Source organism: Flammeovirga aprica JL-4 (genome assembly GCF_012844305.1).
Taxonomy (GTDB): domain Bacteria; phylum Bacteroidota; class Bacteroidia; order Cytophagales; family Flammeovirgaceae; genus Flammeovirga; species Flammeovirga aprica.
The window spans coordinates 107819-126069 of sequence record NZ_JABANE010000001.1; the positions used below are offsets into that span (position 1 = coordinate 107819).

Annotated in this window: 11 protein-coding genes; 5 read left to right on the forward strand and 6 right to left on the reverse strand. The window is 36.2% G+C overall.

Annotated features, from left to right (window positions below; all coding sequences use genetic code 11):
- Positions 1–48 precede the first annotated feature (48 nt).
- Together HHU12_RS00520 and HHU12_RS00525 are read left to right on the forward strand one after the other, a co-directional pair.
- The gene (locus HHU12_RS00520; protein ID WP_169654185.1) at positions 49–1329 is read left to right on the forward strand and encodes a M16 family metallopeptidase; all 1281 of its coding nucleotides are present in this window, start codon (positions 49–51) and stop codon (positions 1327–1329) included.
- A gap of 578 nt (positions 1330–1907) precedes the next feature.
- The gene (locus HHU12_RS00525) at positions 1908–3011 is read left to right on the forward strand and encodes a sulfotransferase family protein (RefSeq protein WP_169654186.1); all 1104 of its coding nucleotides are present in this window, start codon (positions 1908–1910) and stop codon (positions 3009–3011) included.
- Positions 3012–3089: 78 nt separating this feature from the next.
- Here HHU12_RS00525 and HHU12_RS00530 read toward each other — a convergent pair whose 3' ends face one another.
- From HHU12_RS00530 to ruvB, 6 genes are all read right to left on the reverse strand, one after another.
- Positions 3090–4529, reverse strand: a complete 1440-nt coding sequence (locus HHU12_RS00530) for an efflux transporter outer membrane subunit (protein ID WP_262889366.1) — start codon at positions 4527–4529, stop codon at positions 3090–3092.
- 3 nt (positions 4530–4532) lie between these two features.
- Positions 4533–7700: an efflux RND transporter permease subunit gene (locus tag HHU12_RS00535; protein ID WP_169654188.1), complete on the reverse strand. Its 3168-nt coding sequence runs from the start codon at positions 7698–7700 to the stop codon at positions 4533–4535.
- On the reverse strand, positions 7700–8887 hold the full coding sequence (locus HHU12_RS00540) for an efflux RND transporter periplasmic adaptor subunit (RefSeq protein ID WP_169654189.1): 1188 nt from the start codon (positions 8885–8887) through the stop codon (positions 7700–7702). The genes HHU12_RS00535 and HHU12_RS00540 overlap by 1 nt, the downstream gene beginning before the upstream one ends.
- A 114-nt stretch (positions 8888–9001) precedes the next feature.
- Positions 9002–10498 (reverse strand): glycerol kinase GlpK, encoded by a 1497-nt coding sequence (gene glpK, locus HHU12_RS00545; RefSeq protein WP_169654190.1) that lies wholly within the window; start codon positions 10496–10498, stop codon positions 9002–9004.
- A 71-nt stretch (positions 10499–10569) separates the two neighbouring features.
- Positions 10570–12702, reverse strand: a complete 2133-nt coding sequence (locus HHU12_RS00550; protein ID WP_169654191.1) for a tetratricopeptide repeat protein — start codon at positions 12700–12702, stop codon at positions 10570–10572.
- A 207-nt stretch (positions 12703–12909) separates the two neighbouring features.
- A complete protein-coding gene (gene ruvB / locus HHU12_RS00555) occupies positions 12910–13941 on the reverse strand; it encodes a Holliday junction branch migration DNA helicase RuvB (RefSeq protein WP_169654192.1) in 1032 nt (343 codons plus the stop codon).
- A gap of 204 nt (positions 13942–14145) precedes the next feature.
- Here ruvB and HHU12_RS00560 point away from each other — a divergent pair, with 204 nt between their 5' ends.
- From HHU12_RS00560 to hslU, 3 genes are all read left to right on the forward strand, one after another.
- A complete protein-coding gene (locus HHU12_RS00560) occupies positions 14146–15384 on the forward strand; it encodes a M16 family metallopeptidase (protein ID WP_169654193.1) in 1239 nt (412 codons plus the stop codon).
- Positions 15384–16448, forward strand: a complete 1065-nt coding sequence (gene porQ, locus HHU12_RS00565) for a type IX secretion system protein PorQ (RefSeq protein WP_169654194.1) — start codon at positions 15384–15386, stop codon at positions 16446–16448. Before HHU12_RS00560 ends, porQ begins: the two co-directional genes overlap by 1 nt.
- Positions 16449–16528: 80 nt before the next feature.
- Entirely contained in the window at positions 16529–17899 is a 1371-nt protein-coding gene (gene hslU / locus HHU12_RS00570) for an ATP-dependent protease ATPase subunit HslU (RefSeq protein WP_062618540.1), read from the forward strand.
- Positions 17900–18251 lie beyond the last annotated feature (352 nt).

Consider the following 18251-nt stretch of genomic DNA (forward strand, 5'->3'; position numbering starts at 1 on the left):
TAATTTCTAGAAAATTATCTCACTTTTTTATTTCATTAAAGATAAGTTATGAACGCATTAGATAGGTCTATACCTCCAAAATCCTATTCAATTAAAGATTTTTCATTGCCAAAGCCTTCGGAATATACATTAGATAATTCATGTAAGGTGTTTAGTATCCCTAATAGTGCACAACCTATCATACATTTTTCACTGTACATTAAAGGTGGAAAATTATTGGAAAAAGAAAAAGGTGCAGCGGCGCTCACTGCTAAGATGATTGGTGAGGGAGTGGAAGGAATGGATAGTAAAGCACTGCATCAGAAGCTGGAATCTTATGGGGCAATAGTAAGCACTTCAAGTGATATAGATTCTTTTACGGTCAGCGGACATTGTTTGAAAAGGTATTTTTCTGATGTAATACAGCTAGTGAAAAAATACTTGACAGTATCTACTTTTGCAGAAAAAGACTTCGCGCATATTCTTCAGGTGATGTTGCAGCAACAGCAGCTTAATGAAGAGAAAACCTCTTACTTGTCTACGAAATTATTTAGAGAGAATTTCTACGGAGATCAACATCCTTATGGGAAATCTCTTTCGTCAGAAGCACTGAAAAACTTTCAGATTGATGAGGTAAGCCGATATTATCAGGAAAATATTTTAGGAAATCCCTTTCAGTTATTTATCACAGGTGATGTAACTGAAACGGAAATTCAGGAAATCAACCAATATCTTGGAGGTATTCCGGTAAGAGAAGATGCTGTATTTGCTTATCCTGATTTTGTGAGTAAAATCAGTAGTCCTCAGTTGAAAATCTACCAAGAAAAAGAAGATGCTGTTCAGACAAGTATAAGAATAGGCTGTCCTACATTTACATTACCTAATCCAGATCTTGAGGCGTTTACGATACTGAATGAAGTTCTTGGAGGTTATTTTGGATCAAGATTAATGAAAAATGTACGTGAAGAGAAAGGTTTAACGTATGGAATCCACTCTTCATTTAGAAATGAAACAAATCAAGGCTACTTTATCATAGCTACTGATCTTAAAAAAGAATCAAAGGATCTGGCACTTCAAGAAATTTATAAGGAGATAAAAGTTCTGACAGAAGAAGAAATTTCAGCAGAAGAATTAGATACTGTAAAGAATTATATGACAGGCAATTTTGTCATGTCAATTAATTCTAATCTATCACTTTTAGAAGTGACAAAATCATTATATAAAAAGGGATTACCTTTTAATTATTATGATGATTATGTAAGTAGAATTCAGGAAATACAAGCACCAACATTAGTAGAAGTTGCGAATAAATATTTCAAGCAGAATATGTTGGAAATCTGTGTGGGATAACGAATAGGTAGTGTAGTAAGCCTTCGTGGCTTACTACATTCCCATTGTTGAAAGTGAAGCTTGTATTATTTCTTTTATAAGTTAAAAGACTAAAGTATAGTTTCTTTGAATTGAGTTAGTATATCAAAAAAGTTGGGTGCAAATTTAGTTTATAGAAAAAAGTTGAAAGTTTGTTTTTTGCACTTAGTTTAAAAAATGTAGTAATGTTTGCTTTATAATCTATTAAAGTGGAACGAAAAAACTAATAAACGTTTTATTTCTTACTGAGTTATTTCGTTGATGCAATAGTATTAAAAACAATTCGGATGCACAATATTTGTTAACTAAATTCTTAAAATTACTTGAATAAGTAATACTGATTGTTAAAATTATTATAATTTTAGTTGTTTTTTACCCGAAAATAAAATTCTCTCAATTTATTTCTCCTTCATTCAAAAAATTCAAAAAAGTGAAATTGTCTCTAAAAACTTACATTGTACTGTATGTGTCTTATTTCCCAATAATTATTAATTAAATCATTCTTATTTTCTGGAATGGCGTATCTCTTATTGTCTTTTTAACTTAATTTCCCAAAAAATATGGCATCATTCGACAACTTGGAAATGGCAACCTTAGTAGGAAGCTCACAAAAAAATTTCTCTAAATTAGAAAAGCAATATACAATTGAACCAGAGTATAAAAATAAGTTCAATAAGGCGAAATTAATCGGAAACCTTTGTTATCCGTTTGAAGCGATCAACCAGAATTGGTTGTATAAAAAAGCAGACAAAATAGAAACAGATAAGGAACCCGTTTTTGTATTAGGACATTGGAGAAGTGGTACAACCCATTTGCATAATTTACTGAGTAAAGATCCTCAGTTTGGTTTTGTGAATACTTTCCAAAGTGTATTTCCAAATGAAATGATGTTTGGTAAAAATATCTTCATGCCTATCATGAAAATGATGATGCCAAAAGAAAGACCTGCTGATGGATTGAAGTTAGATCCAGCTTTCCCACAAGAAGAGGAGTTTGCTTTAGGTAATTTACATGATATGTCTTATTACTATTTCTGGTACTTCCCTAAAGATACAATTAAGATTTTTGATAAGTTTTTATTAGGAAAAGGATTGTCGGAAGGTGAGAAGCAACATTGGAGAACAACTTATGAACGTTTTGTAAAACTTGCTTTATGGCAGACAAAAGGTGAGCGTTTTCTTTCTAAAAACCCTCCTCATACAGCAAGAGTTGATGAATTATTGAAGATATATCCTAATGCGAAGTTTATTTACATCTATAGAAACCCGTATGAGGTCTATGGTTCAACTTTCAGGTTCTTCAAAGGAGTTTTGCCTAGTCAGCAGTTTCAGTCGATTACAGACGATCAGCTGAGTGATAATATTCTGAAGGTATTTACAAAAATGTATGATAAATACGAGCAGGATAAATTATCAATCCCTGCTGAAAATCTTGTGGAAGTTAAATATGAAGAGTTCTCGAAAGATAACCTTGGATATTTAGACAATATTTATCAGCAATTAAACCTTGGTGATTTTAATGAGGTGAGAGGAACAATGCAGGCTTATTTGGATAGTCTAGGTTCTCATAAGAAGCATCAATATAACTTTCCTCAGGAGGTGATTGATAAAGTAAACTCCAATTGGAGTTATGCGTTTGAAAAATGGAATTATGATATGCTGTAACAGATCAGTTTTCAGATAGAAATAAAAAAATGGAGTAGGTGGTAAGCCTACTCCATTTTTTATGCTTTAGTATTAAAATTAATTATTACCCTGAGCGTCTTGTTGCTCCTGAGGAGTGATCCAGCCACCGCCTAGAGCTTTATACAATTGAATGTAAGAAGTCAAGATATTACTCTGAACCTTCACAAGGTTAAGTTCGGCATCAAAGGCCTGTCTTTGCTGTTCAAGGTATTCCAAGTAACTGGTAACACCTCTGTCATATCTTTGTTTTGAAAGATATTCAGCATTCACTGCGGCTCTTGTATGCTTTTCTCTTGCTATACGTTCCTCTTCATAGAATTGAATAGAAGCTAATGCATCTTCTACCTCTCTAAAAGCCACGATAGCACTTCTTTCATATTCTTGAATAGAAGCTTCAAGCCTTGCTTTTTCAACTTCCACTTGTCTTTTATTTCTTCCCCATTGGAATAATGGTCCGGTTAAACCAGCACCAATGTTCCATGCTTCAGCAGCACCACCTGTATTAGTAGCACTTAAAGCTTGAGAGGCAATACCTCCTGCACCTGTGATGCTGATGGTTGGGAATCTGTTGGCAATTGCTGCTCCAACTTGAGCATTTTGAGCGACAATATCTTGTTCTGCTCTTAATAAGTCAGGTCTTCTTTTTAATAAATCAGAAGGAATACCTGCAGGAATTACTGGAGGTTTGATCTGATTTTCCAAAGCTAAGCCTGTAAGGTAACTTCTAGGGTTGGCACCAATTAATACAGATAAAAGGTTCTCAGACAAAGCAATCCCTCTTTTGTAAATTGGAACACTGCTTTCTGCTATAGCTTGTTGAATCTGTGCTTGGTTGAGGTCCAATTCTGGAATAGTTCCTTGTTTGTATCTTGCTTCCATGATAATCATAGAGCTGTCTCTAGAAGCTAAAGTCTCTTGAGCAACGACAAGACTAGCTTTATTTTCAAGTAATTGAACATAAGCGGCAGTTACCTCAGAGATCAAGCTGATTTGTACAGCCCTTAAGCCGTAAATGGTACCAAGGTAATTGGCATTGGCGGCTTCGGATAGCCTTTTATTCTTACCCCAAAGGTCAATTTCCCAGTTAAGAGATGCTCCGACATAGTAATTGTCAGAAGCTCCATTGGGTAATACAAAACCACCGTAGTTACCGTAAGTGTAATTGCCATCATACCCGAACTGAGGTCTTGTATTGACTTTCTGTATTCTGTAAAGTTTTTCAGCCTCTACAATTCGTTGCATTGCCACTTTTACATCCTGATTGTTTTCTAAGGCAACAACGATTAAACTGTCTAAAACTTTATCTTGAATTAAAGTCCACCAGCCAATTGTGTCATTTTCTGTTGATACAAGTGTATCAACTCCAAAACGATATTCTAATGGTGTATCAATTTCGGGAGCCTCATAATTCTTACCCATTTTACATCCCCACAAGGAGAGCAAAATAAGGCAACTGACTAGGAGGCGGGTTTTATTTGATATAATTAAATTTTTCATGATTTATGCCTCTCCGTTAGTTTGAATTTCTTTATCTCTTTTCTCTTCGTATTTCGCAATTTTACCTACTAGAACAAATAGCATAGGATATAAGAAAAGACCTAAAATTGTAGCCATACCCATACCGCCTAGTAATGCCATACCCATTACTTTTCTGGCTTCTGCACCTGATCCTGTTGCAATTACTAGTGGAAGTACACCAAGTATAAAAGAGAAGGCCGTCATAAGAATCGGTCTGAAACGTAATTCAGCAGACTTGATAGCTGCGTCAAATAAGGACAATCCCTCATCAAATTTCAGCTTGGCAAATTCTACAATCAGAATGGCATTTTTTGCGGCCATTGCAATAAGCATTACCAATGAGATTTGAGCAAAAATATTGTTTTCATAACTTTCACTGAAGAATCTCGCTACCCATATCATTAAAAAGGCTCCAAATATGGCGAATGGAGTTCCTAACAGAATACTGAAAGGCATTGACCATGATTCATACTGAGCGGCAAGAATTAAGAATACGAATAGTAAGGAGAATGCAAAAATGATAAATACTGAACCCGATGCTTTTTTCTCTTGGTAAGACATACCATTCCAAGCATAAGTCATATTATCAGGAAGAACTTCTTTTGCTACTTCTTCAAGGGCATCCATTGCTTGACCGGAACTAAAGCCAGGAGCAGGAGAACCTGTCACCTCTACAGATCGTAGAAGGTTAAATCTATTGGTGTATTCTGGACCACTGATTTTCTCAACATTAACAAGCGTAGAAAGCGGTACTTTTGACCCGTTGCTAGATTTGACATAGAACATGTCTAACTGTTTCTCGTCATTTCTATACTCAGGTTCTGCTTGTACATAGGCTCTGTAAAGACGGCCGAAACGGTTGAAGTCATTGATATAAGAACCTCCTAAGAAAGCGGCGAAAGTGGTGTAGACATCATTTAAGTTTACCCCAAGCTTCAGGATTTTATCTCTGTTGATATCAATAAAACGCTGAGGAACGCTTGATTCAAAAGTAGTAAAGGCCATTGCAATTTCTGGTCTTGCATTAGCCGCTTTGATAAACTCGTTGGTGTAATTGGCCAAATAATCAGGAGTGTTACCGCCTTTGTCTTGAACCATTATACTAAAACCAGAACCATTACCTAAACCAGGAATGGCAGGAGGACCAAAAGCGAAAACTTTTGCTTCTGTTATTTGAGTAGCAAAGAGGTAATTCAATTTTTGAACAACTTGCTTTGCGGTGAGTTCTCTTTTATCCCAACTTTTTAGCGTTACGAAGAAGAAGGCAGAGTTAGTTGACATACTACTTGATAGAAGGGAGTAACCTGCTACTGTAGTATTCATTTCTATTTCTTCAACTTGAGCTGTAATCTTCTCAATTTTATACGCTAAATCATTTGTTCTTTGAAGTGATGATGCAACTGGCAATTGGGCATTGATGAAGATATAACCTTGGTCTTCTTCAGGAATAAACCCAACAGGAACTTTTACTCCAAGCCAACCTGCAGCCAATAGTGTTCCACCGATGAAAATACAACTCATCAAAATCTTACGAGTTGCAATTTTTGTAACACTAAGATAAGAAGTGGTAGATCTATCAAACACATTATTAAACACTTTAAAGAATGCACCCAATGGTCCACCTACAGGTTCTTTTTTTCTAAGTATCAAACCACAAAGTGCCGGAGATAATGTAAGGGCATTGAGTGATGAAAAACATACTGAAACAGCTACTGTGATGGCAAACTGTTGGTAGAGTCGACCTGTAATACCCGCCATACCTGCTACTGGGATAAATACTGCAACAAGTACTAGAGTAGTGGCAATTACTGGTGCTGTTACTTCACTCATGGCTTTATTCGTGGCATCTTTGGCATTGTAGCCTTCTTCGAGATATACCTGAACGGCATCTACTACTACAATGGCGTCATCCACTACAATACCAATGGCGAGTACTAAACCTAATAATGATAATACATTGATGGTAAAACCAAGAAGAGGGAACAGCATAAATGCTGCGACCAATGAAACAGGAATCGCCATGGTTGGAACTAGTGTTGCTCTCCAATCTTGGATGAACACATATACTACAAGTACTACAAGCAGTAAGGCGATAAATAACGTTTCAATGATTTCATCGATACCAGCAGTAATTGGTTTTGTTGAGTCCAATGACACTTCGTAATTAATGCCATTTGGAAAATCTTCTTTCAAAGCATCCATTTTTGAAATCATTTCTTCAGCCAAAGCAACGGCGTTGGAACCAGGAGCTTGGTAGATGGCAATTACAGCACAATTGGCACCATTTAGACGGGTAAATGCTGAATAGGTTTCTACACCTAGTTCAATTCTAGCCACATCACTTAAAAGTACTTGGCTACCATCTTTATTCGTTCTTACTACAATATTACCAAACTCTTCTTCTGATTGAAGACGGTCCGGAAGCAGTACTGTGTAAGTGAATTCAGTACCTTTTGGAGCTGGTTCTGCACCAAACTTACCACCCGGAACAATAACGTTTTGATTGTTTACCGCCGTTGTAATTTCAGGAATAGTTAAATTCAGTTTAGCCAAACGGTCTGGCTTTACCCAAATACGCATTGAATAATCTGAAGTACCCAATACAGACACACTACCAATACCTTTCGTTCTTGCAAGTACATCTTTGATGTTGATCAAAGAGTAGTTACCCAAAAAGTTCTGATCATACCTTCCATCAGGTGAAGTAAGGGTGATCAGCATCAAGATATTTGGAAGTGATTTTTCTGTTTTTACACCTGTTCTTTTGACACCGTCTGGTAGTTTTGGAGTGGCAGTAGCTACACGGTTTTGTGTAAATACTGTACTCATATCAGGGTCAGTACCAATATCAAAAGATGTTTGTATTTGAAGTGTACCATCATTGGAGTTGATGGACTTCATATAGATCATGTTTTCCACACCATTGATTTCCTGTTCCAATGGAGTGGCTACAGATTGCTCTACGTTTAATGCACTCGCTCCAGTATAAGTTGCACTGATCTTTACAATGGGAGGAGTTAAATTGGGGTATTGTTCAATAGGAAGTCCTGTGATAGAAACACCACCAACTATGGTCATAATAATGGCAATGACCATGGCGACAATCGGTCGCCTCACAAAAAAGTTTGATTTTATTTGTTCCTTGCTCATTATACTCCTTCGTACTGTGATTCGAATTGAACTACTTTGTATTTAATTGTTGCTCCTTCTTGAACTTTTTGAAGTCCTTCCAAAACAATCTTTTCTCCTTTTTTCAAGCCTGATTTTACAAGGAAGTAATCTTTGTAAGCATGTCTTGCTAATTCAATACTTCTTTGAGAAACCTTTCCTGCTTGGTCAACCACATAAACAGAATAGCGTCCTTGGAATTCCATTACTGCTCTTTGAGGAACAAGAATTCCATTTGGTACGATGTCAATGATTGAACGAACTTTTGCAAACTGACCAGGTCTGATTAAACCGTCAACGTTTGGAAAAGTAGCTTGAATAAGGATCGCACCTGTATTCGCATCAACACTTCTGTCAATAAAATCGAAATGTCCTTTATGTTTATATACAGTGTTATCTGAGAAGATCAAGTCAAGGTTATTCTTAGGTTTTCCGTCGTCTTCACTTTTCTTTCCTGATTTCTCTTGAGCTACAGCATATCTTGCCAATCTTAAGTAATCATTTTCATTGATGAAGAATCTTACATTTACAGAGTCAATTCTTGAAACTGTATTTAAGATAACGGGGTTAGGATCTTTACCCACAAATTCCCCTACTTTGGCTTCTGTTTTACCAATAATACCGCTGATAGGAGAAGTAATTCTAGTGTAGCCTAATTCAATTTGAGCCATTCTCAAGTTCGCTTCGGCTGCAACAACCATAGATTCTGAAGCACCTTTTTCGGCTAAAGCAGCATCAAGGTCAGATTTGGAAACAGCATTTTGCTCTGCTAGTGGCTGAATACGCTCTAAATCATTAGAAGCACGGATCAGCGTCACTTTAGCTTCTGCGAGCTGTCCTTCTCTCATCGCTACATTGGCTGCATATTGTTTGGGGTCGACTTTGTAAAGTAATTGTCCTTTTTTGACTTCACTACCTTCCTTGAAGTATATACCCTCTAAATAACCTTCTACTCTGGAGCGAATAGGAATATCTTTCGTACCGTAAACTTGACCAACAAATTCTTTGGTTAAGGGTACATCCTGAATAGTTACTTCGGTGATAGGGATTTCAAGTTGCGGTAACTGAGTCTGTTGTTGTTCAGAACTTTTACCACACCCACACAACAGGTTGATGGTGAATGCAAGGGTTATTAATTTACTTGTTGCATTCAAAAAGTTAAATGTCATTATTTTGAGATATTATGTAGTTAAGTACGTATTTAAAATTCGGAGTAAATCTATTAAAATTTTTACTAATATTAACTAAAGAGGAGCTTTAGGAAGTGTTAATATACATTGTTATTAGTTTTCCCAGTTAAAACTTCTTTGAACAGCTTTCTTCCATTGCTGATTTGTAGCAGAGCGCTCTTTTTCATTCATTTTATTTTTAAAAGATTTATCCATTTTCCAAATTTTATTGATTTCGTCAATGTCGCTCCAATAACCTACCGCTAATCCTGCTAAGAAAGCGGCCCCCATTGCTGTTGTTTCAAGGATTTTTGGGCGGATCACATCGATGTTTGAAATATTGCTTTGAGTTTGCATGAGTAAATTATTAGCACAGGCACCTCCATCTACTCTTAATTCTTTTGCCTGCATTTGGATATCAGCCTGCATTGCTTCTATTACATCTTGTGACTGCAAGGCAATGGCTTCCAAAGTAGCTCTAACAATATGTCCTTTCTGTGTGCCCCTTGTAATTCCCACCAAAGTACCTCTTGCATATTGGTCCCAATACGGAGCACCTAAACCTGTGAGTGCTGGAACAAAAACAACACCTCCGTTATCTTTCACCTCTTTGGCTATTTTTTCACTATGATGTGCTTTTTTAATGATACCAAGTCCATCTCTGAGCCATTGAATAGCGGCCCCTGCTACAAAAACACTTCCTTCTAATGCGTAATTTACATTGTCACCAATTTTCCATGCAATGGTAGTTAGTAATTGATGCTGGGAGATGATCGCTTTTTTACCAGTATTCATCATAATAAAGCAACCTGTGCCGTAGGTGTTTTTTACCATACCGCTTTTGGTGCACATCTGTCCGAAAAGTGCGGCCTGTTGATCACCTGCAATACCTGCAATTGGTATTTTACTGGCAAAAAGTGTGGTAGCTGTCTGAGCATAAATCTCACTGCTGCTTTTGACTTCGGGCAACATACTTTTCGGGATATTGAAAATCTTCAGTAATTCCTCATCCCATTCCAATGTATGAATATTAAAAAGCATGGTTCTGCTGGCATTCGTCACATCCGTTACATAGGCCTTTCCTCTTGTGAATTGCCATATCAACCATGTATCAATAGTACCGAACCTCAACAATCCTTTCTCTGCCTTTTTTCGGGCACCTTTTACATTTTCTAAAATCCAATGAATTTTACTGGCAGAAAAATAGGCATCTATAATCAGACCTGTTTTCTTCTGAATGACCTCAGTATATTTCTCTTTTAGAGAATCACAATACTTGGCTGTTCTCCTATCTTGCCAAACAATCGCATTATAAATAGGTTTATTGGTAGAAGCATCCCAGACAACAGTAGTTTCTCTTTGGTTCGTTATTCCAATTCCGGCAATATTCAAACCGTTCAAACCTTCTTTTGCAATACATTCAGCTGCTACAGAAGCTTGTGTAGACCAGATTTCTTTTGGGTCATGTTCCACCCATCCCGGTTTTGGATAGTATTGTTTGAATTCTTTTTGAGCAGAATTGATAATTTTGCCTTTTTTGTCAAAAAGAATGGCTCTTGAACTGGTTGTACCTTGGTCTAAAGACAGGATATACTGTTTGCTTTTACCCATAGATGTTGTCACTTTTATTTGGTCTCAAAGTACCTCTGAATTAGTACCTAACATCTAAAATAGAAAAATAATTAGATTTTTATATGAAATCCCATCACCAATGTATCATCTGTTGGTTTGTTTTCGGTCATTACATCTGGATTCATCCAAAGATCTCTCTTATTTTGGATTATTTCTTTTTGTAAGGCATAATCTTTTTCAGCATTATCAATAAGTAAATCACGCAAGTTTTTTTCAAGGAATTTCTTTCCTTTCGGTCCTCCAAACTGATCAGGGAAGCCATCTGAGTACAAGTAGAATCTAAAATCTTCAGTAAGAGGAATAATGTGTTTATGGAAAGTGTATTGGAAAGGAGATAAAGAATCGCAGACCGATCTTTTAGTTCCTTTAATGTAATGACTTTCACCATATTCAATGTAAAGTAAAGGTCTTCTTGCTCCAGAGTATTCTAAAGTCCTTTTTTTCATATCAATGGTCACTACCGCCATGTCAATGCCCACCATATCTTCATTCTGATCAAATATTTTAGTCATTATCGCATCCAGTTCCGTCAATATCCTATCAGGAGCAGTTATGCCGGATTGAATAATCTGATTTAATGTTTTAACTCCCAAAGTAGCCAAAAGAGCGGCTGGAACACCATGACCGGCAAAGTCCATCATGGAAATAACTATTTTATGATCTACCACAGAAACGTTATACACATCACCACTTACCTCTTGCGCCGGCTTTAATAGTATAAAATAATCATGTATAAAGTTTTTGATTTCTTCGGGTATACTATTTAAAGATTCCTGAATAGTGGAAGCATATTGTAAGCTGTCTGTTAACTCATTATGGATTTCATTTATAGCATTATTTTGCTTTCTGATTTTAAAATGAGCCTTTCTTAACTTTTTATTATTGATAAGGATATAAAGGCCAAATGCAGACAATACAACAATTACTAAAGCAAAAGAAAAGTTGAGCTGTTTTTGATGTCTAATAGCCTCCTCTTTTCTCTCTTTTTCTTTCTGAAGCTTATCAATTTTTAGAAGCTGATCCTTGTTGTTGTATTTCTCATGAATTACAGCAAGGTCTCTTTTATTCGCTTCTTTTGTAAAATTAATTTCTATAATCTGTAATTTACTCTGGTATTCAAATGCTTTTTGATAATTATTCTGAGCCGCATAAACTGTTACAAGAAGCTTATAAATATTTCTTTTTTCAGCAGTGAAATGCTCTTCACTTTCATAATAGGAAAGTGCTTTTCTAAGTACTCTTAATGAGGTAGCATAATTTTTCAAATTCAAATAGGCCTCACCTTGAATTCTAAGTGCTCTGTTAATTCCACCTTCAGCTTTTACTTCCTGAAAAAAAGTAGCACCTTTTTTACTGAAAGCAATAGCATCAGCGTATTTTTCTTGAAGCAATAAAATGTCAGAAATATTGAGATAAACTTCACCTATTCTGTACTTTGAATTATACTTTTCAAAAGTAGCTAAGGCAACATAAAACTGATCCAGTGCCTTGTCGTACTCTTTTAACTCATGAAAAACAGCTCCAAGGTTGTTAGAAACAAGCGCCAAGCCGTATTCATCATTCAATTCGAGTCTTAAATTTTTGGAGCGAGTAAAGAAACTTTTAGCCAGTTCATGTTCCCTTGTCAGTAAATGAATCTGTCCAATGTTGTTGTAAGCAATTGCTAGGTCTTTAGGTCTATTTAATTTGTTGTTGAGTTCAGCATCTTTAATATAAAGTTGTATTGCTTTAGTGAACTTTCCTTGAATCTTATATATTGCCCCCATATTATTCAAAGCAATGGATTCACTCACGAAGTCTCCATATTTTTGACTATAGTCTATCGCTGACTGATAGGTTTCAATTGCCTTGCCGTATTGTTTGAGTCCTTTTCTGTTTCTTGCAACTTCTAGTAAAAGTATTGCAAAGATATCTTCCTGATTGGTTTTCTTCGCCCAATGCATACTTGCTTTTGACGCAATGATCCCTTCGTCAAATTTTCGTAATCTTCTACAAGCTTTGGCTTTGACATGAAAAACCATAGCTAATGGTTGATACATTAGTCGACGCTGATATTTTTTGATTAGGTTGTCTGATTGTATGATACAGCTATCAAACGCTCTCTCTTTATAAAGCAGCTCTATTTTTTTCTGAGAAACAGTAATTGAATCAGAAAGTACAACTTGATCTTTTGACGCCTCCAAGTTTGTTTGATTACTGCTAGAGGATACCCAATTTGAAGTTAATAAAAAGAGGCAATTAATTATTAGTAGTAATATGTTTCCGATAGTAATTAGTACTCTTAGTATTATAATATTTATAATTATATCAATATTTTCTTGTAAAAAAAAAAGATCAGGCAAGTTTTTTTACCCAATCTTCTTATTTCTCAATTATTGTGGGATTTGCCTCTAAAACAGAGTGTTTTGGGTGCCGTCAGAAGGAGGGATCATACCCAAATGTTCATAAGCTTTGAGTGTTACTTCTCGTCCTCTTGAAGTCCTTTTTATAAACCCTTCCTGAATTAAGAAAGGCTCATAAACTTCTTCAATTGTCTCCGCTTCATCACCACAAGCTGTGGCAATTGTAGTGATTCCAACAGGACCGCCTTTGAACTTTTCAATAATAGTAGATAGGATACGGTTATCCATTTCATCCAAACCTCCTTGGTCAACATTTAGCGCACCAAGTGCCATCTTTGCAATATCCAGGGTAATAGTACCATCTCCTTTGATTTCAGCAAAATCACGTGTTCTTCTCAATAAATTATTGGCAATACGTGGCGTGCCTCGGCTCCTTCTTGCAATCTCAAATGCTGCATCATCATTGATAGGAGTTTCTAAAATACTTGAAGATCTTTTTACAATGGAAGTCAGTAGTTTAGAATCATAATACTGTAACCTTGCATTGATACCAAAACGAGCTCTCAAAGGAGCTGTCAAAAGGCCAGATCTAGTCGTTGCACCTATTAATGTAAAAGGATTGAGGTCAATTTGAATCGTTCTCGCATTTGGACCAGAATCCAGCATAATATCTATTCTGAAGTCTTCCATAGCGGAGTATAAATACTCTTCCACTACAGGATTCAGGCGGTGTATTTCATCAATAAATAAAACATCATTATCTTCTAAATTAGTCAGAAGACCTGCCAAATCACTAGGTTTTTCTAAAACGGGACCAGATGTAATTTTAATCTCAGCTTCCATTTCGTTGGCAATGATGTTGGATAATGTGGTCTTACCCAAGCCCGGAGGTCCATGTAACAGTACATGATCCAGTGGTTCTCCTCTTTTTTTAGCGGCAAGAACAAATATCTCTAAGTTTTCAACAATTTTCTGTTGACCTGTGAAGTCATCAAATGAGAGAGGTCTTAATGCTCTTTCAACATCCCTTTCTGCATCTGAAAATCCTTCATTATCTCCTTTTAAGTAATCTTCTCTCATTATTAGTGAAAAAACTTTACGTGATGTTTCTCTGTTGTGAAATCGATCTGAAATAGATAATTTCTATTGTTGTGAGCTGATTTTTACATATAAGCATTCATAAAATCGAGCTCAAAAACAAAGTTAGTAAAATGTTTGCTCTAATTTGAATTTGGAAAGTGGTATAGGTCTGCTAACTTTATATACTTATTATAAAATAACACAATGATAAAGTTCTCGGCGTTCGAATTAGATAACGGACTGAAAGTTTATGTTCATGAAGACCATAATATAGCTTCAGCTGTTCTGAATATAATGTATGATGTGGGATCAAGAGATGAAGACCCGGAAAAAACAGGATTTGCCCATTTGTTTGAGCATCTGATGTTTGGCGGATCAGTCAACATTCCTTCTTATGATACTCCTCTTCAAAAAGTGGGAGGAACCAACAATGCATTTACTTCACCTGATATTACAAACTATTATATCACTCTTCCTGCTCAAAACCTGGAAACGGCTTTTTGGTTGGAAGCAGACCGAATGCTGAGTTTATCTTTTGACCCCAATGTGTTGGAAGTGCAACGTAAGGTGGTGATTGAAGAATACAAACAACGTTATATCAATCAACCCTACGGAGATGTATGGCACCACTTAAGAGAATTGGCTTATAAAGAGCACTCTTATAAATGGCCAACAATTGGCAGGGAAATCAAGCATATTGAAGATGCTACGATGGAAGATGTGAAAGCATTTTTCAATAAATATTATGTTCCTTCGAATGCTGTGATGGTTGTTGCTGGAAACGTGAAGTTGGAAGAAGTGAAGCAATTAGCAAAAAAATGGTTTGAGCCTATTCCGTCAGGTGAAAAACCAATAAGAAATATTCCTGTGGAACCTATCCAAGAAGCACCGAGAAGAAAAATTGTCGAGGAAAAAGTGCCTTTGGATGTACTTTATAAGGTGTGGCATATGGAAGGAAGATCGCAGGAGGGGTATTACACTACTGACTTAATCAGTGATTTATTAGGTAGAGGGAAGTCGTCTTTACTTTATGAAAAACTGGTGAAAGATAAAAAAGTATATTCAGGAGTTTCAGCATTTATCACAGGATCTTTTGAACCGGGATTATTCTGCATTACTGGAAAAACGGCTGATGGTGTAAGTTTGGAAGATGCAGAAGGAGAACTTCAAAGTGTTATAGATGGTTTTATTGCTTCTGAGGTCAATCCTGAGAATTTAGAAAAGGTGAAAAATCAAGCGGAATTTTCTATGACTTACGGAAAAACAGAAATTCTGCCGAGAGCCATGTCCATTGCATATGGAGCAACTTTAGGAAATCCAAACTTGATTAATGAAGAAGAAGGTAAGCTGAGAAGTGTTACAATCGATCAAATTGAATCAAAAAAGAGTACTTTATTCAACCCGAATAACTGCTCGACATTATTTTATAAGGCAAAACGATAATGAAGCAATTATCTATTTATCTGTACTTAATTTTTTTAACTGTTATTACTCCTATCAACTCTTCATTTGCTCAATTGGGAGGAAGTGAAACCTATAGTTTTTTAGGAGTTCCAACCAATGCACGTCAAGTGGGATTAGGTGGCTTTCTAGTGTCATCAGGCTTGGATGATCCTAATGCTATGTTTTATAACTCAGCATTACTGGGAGAAAAATCAGTGAACAAAGTGACTTTTAATTACTATGATTATCACACTTCAGCTGGTTTGACCTCTCTAGGATATGCTCATAAAGTAGGTAAAGGCATAGTTGGGATAGGAATGGGGTATATGAGTTATGGTAGCTTTGATGGATTTGATGATCATGGAATTTCTACTGGTACCTATAGTGCCAATGATTTCTGGTTTCAAGGTAGCTATACAAGAACTCAAGGTGTATTTTCAATGTCTGCGGATGTAAAGTTTGCAGCTTCAACGATTGAAACTTATAAGTCAAATGCGTTGATGTTTGATTTAAATGGAGCCTTTATTCATCCAACAAAAGACCTCGTTGTTGGTTTGGTGATAAAGAATGCAGGTTTTGTAATGAGAGATTATCAACCTAATGATAATTCAGAACTACCTTTTGATACTCAATTAGGTATCTCCTTCAAACCAGAGAGAATGCCAATCCGATTTTCTGTAACATATCATCACTTACATCAGTTTGATATTACCTATACTGACAGTTCGTTGAAAGGAGAAAAGGACGCTTTTGGCAATGATCTTTACTCAGAACCTAGTTTTGCTGACAAATTGTCACGTCATTTTAGCTTTGGCGGTGAATTTGTTTTAGGAAAAGTGCTTAACCTTCGTGTCGGCTATAATGTAATGCGTAGGAAAGAGATGGTAACCCAAGGCGTAAAAGGCTTAGCTGGAATGTCGATAGGAGCATCATTAAAGATAAAAAAGCACATAGACTTTGGATACAGTGCCGCTTGGTATCATGTGGCTGGAGCGACAAACAGTTTAACGCTGGCAGTTGCGACTTCAGGCTGGGATAAAAGAAAGAAGACGGTCATTGAATAATAACAGAGAAGGAATACAATTCCAGAATGTTGATCAATCCATTGCTAAGAAATTGAAGTTATACAAAAGATAAACATAGCATGTTAGAAAACTCATCATATTTAACCCCAAGAGAGATTGTTGCAGAATTAGATAAATACATTATTGGTCAAGACGATGCTAAAAAGAATGTAGCCATTGCTCTTAGAAATCGCTGGCGTAGAATGAACGTTGCCGGTGATATGCAAAAAGAGATTATGCCTAATAATATATTGATGATTGGTTCTACAGGTGTTGGTAAAACTGAAATCGCTCGCCGTTTGGCAAAGGTAGCAAAAGCACCGTTTGTGAAAGTGGAAGCTTCTAAGTTTACTGAAGTAGGATATGTGGGTAGAGATGTGGAAAGCATGGTGCGTGACCTTGTGGAACAAGCTGTGACCATGGTACAGGATCAAAAGAAAGCATTGGTAGAAGAAAAGACTTCTCAAGCTGTTGAGGATGTAATTTTGGATGCTTTGATTCCACCTTTAAAAGGAACTCCAACAACTACTACTGGAGAGTATGTTTCTCAGGATCATGAATTGAATGAGAAAACAAGAGAGCGTTTCAGAGAGAAATTGCGTGCGGGTGAGTTAGAGGAAAGAAAAATTGACGTTACTGTAGATAAAAACGGAGGTAATCTAGGTTTTATTGGTGGATCACCGATCGATGAAGGTTCTATGATGAACATTCAGGAGATGATCAACGGTATGATGCCGAAGAAAACCAAGAAAAGAAAAATGACAATTGCTGAGGCTCGTAAAATCCTTGTAGATCAAGAAAGTTCTAAATTGATCGATATGGATGAAGTAAAGGATGAAGCAGTTCGTTTAGCAGAAAACTCTGGTATTATCTTCATTGACGAGATTGATAAAGTAGCTAGCGGTGGTAATAAGAATGGTGCAGATGTATCACGTCAAGGTGTACAGAGAGACTTGCTTCCAATTGTAGAAGGAAGTACTGTAAATACGAAGCACGGTATTGTGAAAACAGACCACATGCTTTTCGTTGCAGCAGGAGCATTCCACGTTGCAAAACCTTCTGATTTGATTCCAGAATTACAAGGACGTTTTCCAATCAGAGTTGAGTTGCAAAGCTTGACGGATAAAGATTTCAAAGTGATCTTAAGACAGCCAAAGAATGCGTTGACAAAACAATATGAAGCATTATTAGGTTCTGAGAATGTTCAGTTGTCATTCAATGAAGATGCTTTAGATGAAATCGCTCGTTTAGCGTATGAAATCAATGTAGAAGTGGAGAACATTGGAGCAAGAAGATTGCACACTGTAATGTCTCATTTATTAAATGATTTGTTGTTTGATGTGCCAGACGTAATTGGTGCTAATGCTCAGATTGTTGTTACTAAAGAGATGGTCAATGAAAGATTGTCAGGTTTGGTGAAAAACAGAGACTTAAGCCAGTATATCATCTAAGACTGCATTAGAAAAGATAAATTGAAAATATTGAATCTCAATCTCATTCATTTGAGGTTGGGATTTTTATGTTTTAGGACGAATATTAAATAAATGCAATTTTTTCTTCTAACTGTTTGAAGGATATTAAGATAAAATTATGTAATATTATAAGAGAAAATTAACCTTTTTTTCATCTTCGATAGAAAAAGATATTACATTCTACTAAGACTTTAAACAAAATATAGGACTGAAAAAGCGTTTTCAGGAGCTCTTTCTACCATCAGAACACTATAGGAAATGACCTATTATTTTTTGGGGAATTGGTTTTACTTAACTCTTCAAATTTCATTAATGCATCACCCTAATATGT

What these genes read in the sequence shown, in the direction of transcription:
- ruvB (WP_169654192.1), bottom strand. Translation starts at nt 13,941, where the DNA reads ATGAGAGAAGATTACTTAAAAGGAGATAATGAAGGATTTTCAGATGCA.
- HHU12_RS00540 (WP_169654189.1), bottom strand. Translation starts at nt 8,887, where the DNA reads ATGACATTTAACTTTTTGAATGCAACAAGTAAATTAATAACCCTTGCA.
- glpK (WP_169654190.1), bottom strand. Translation starts at nt 10,498, where the DNA reads ATGGGTAAAAGCAAACAGTATATCCTGTCTTTAGACCAAGGTACAACC.
- HHU12_RS00560 (WP_169654193.1), top strand. Translation starts at nt 14,146, where the DNA reads ATGATAAAGTTCTCGGCGTTCGAATTAGATAACGGACTGAAAGTTTAT.
- HHU12_RS00520 (WP_169654185.1), top strand. Translation starts at nt 49, where the DNA reads ATGAACGCATTAGATAGGTCTATACCTCCAAAATCCTATTCAATTAAA.
- hslU (WP_062618540.1), top strand. Translation starts at nt 16,529, where the DNA reads ATGTTAGAAAACTCATCATATTTAACCCCAAGAGAGATTGTTGCAGAA.
- HHU12_RS00525 (WP_169654186.1), top strand. Translation starts at nt 1,908, where the DNA reads ATGGCATCATTCGACAACTTGGAAATGGCAACCTTAGTAGGAAGCTCA.
- porQ (WP_169654194.1), top strand. Translation starts at nt 15,384, where the DNA reads ATGAAGCAATTATCTATTTATCTGTACTTAATTTTTTTAACTGTTATT.
- HHU12_RS00535 (WP_169654188.1), bottom strand. Translation starts at nt 7,700, where the DNA reads ATGAGCAAGGAACAAATAAAATCAAACTTTTTTGTGAGGCGACCGATT.
- HHU12_RS00530 (WP_262889366.1), bottom strand. Translation starts at nt 4,529, where the DNA reads ATGAAAAATTTAATTATATCAAATAAAACCCGCCTCCTAGTCAGTTGC.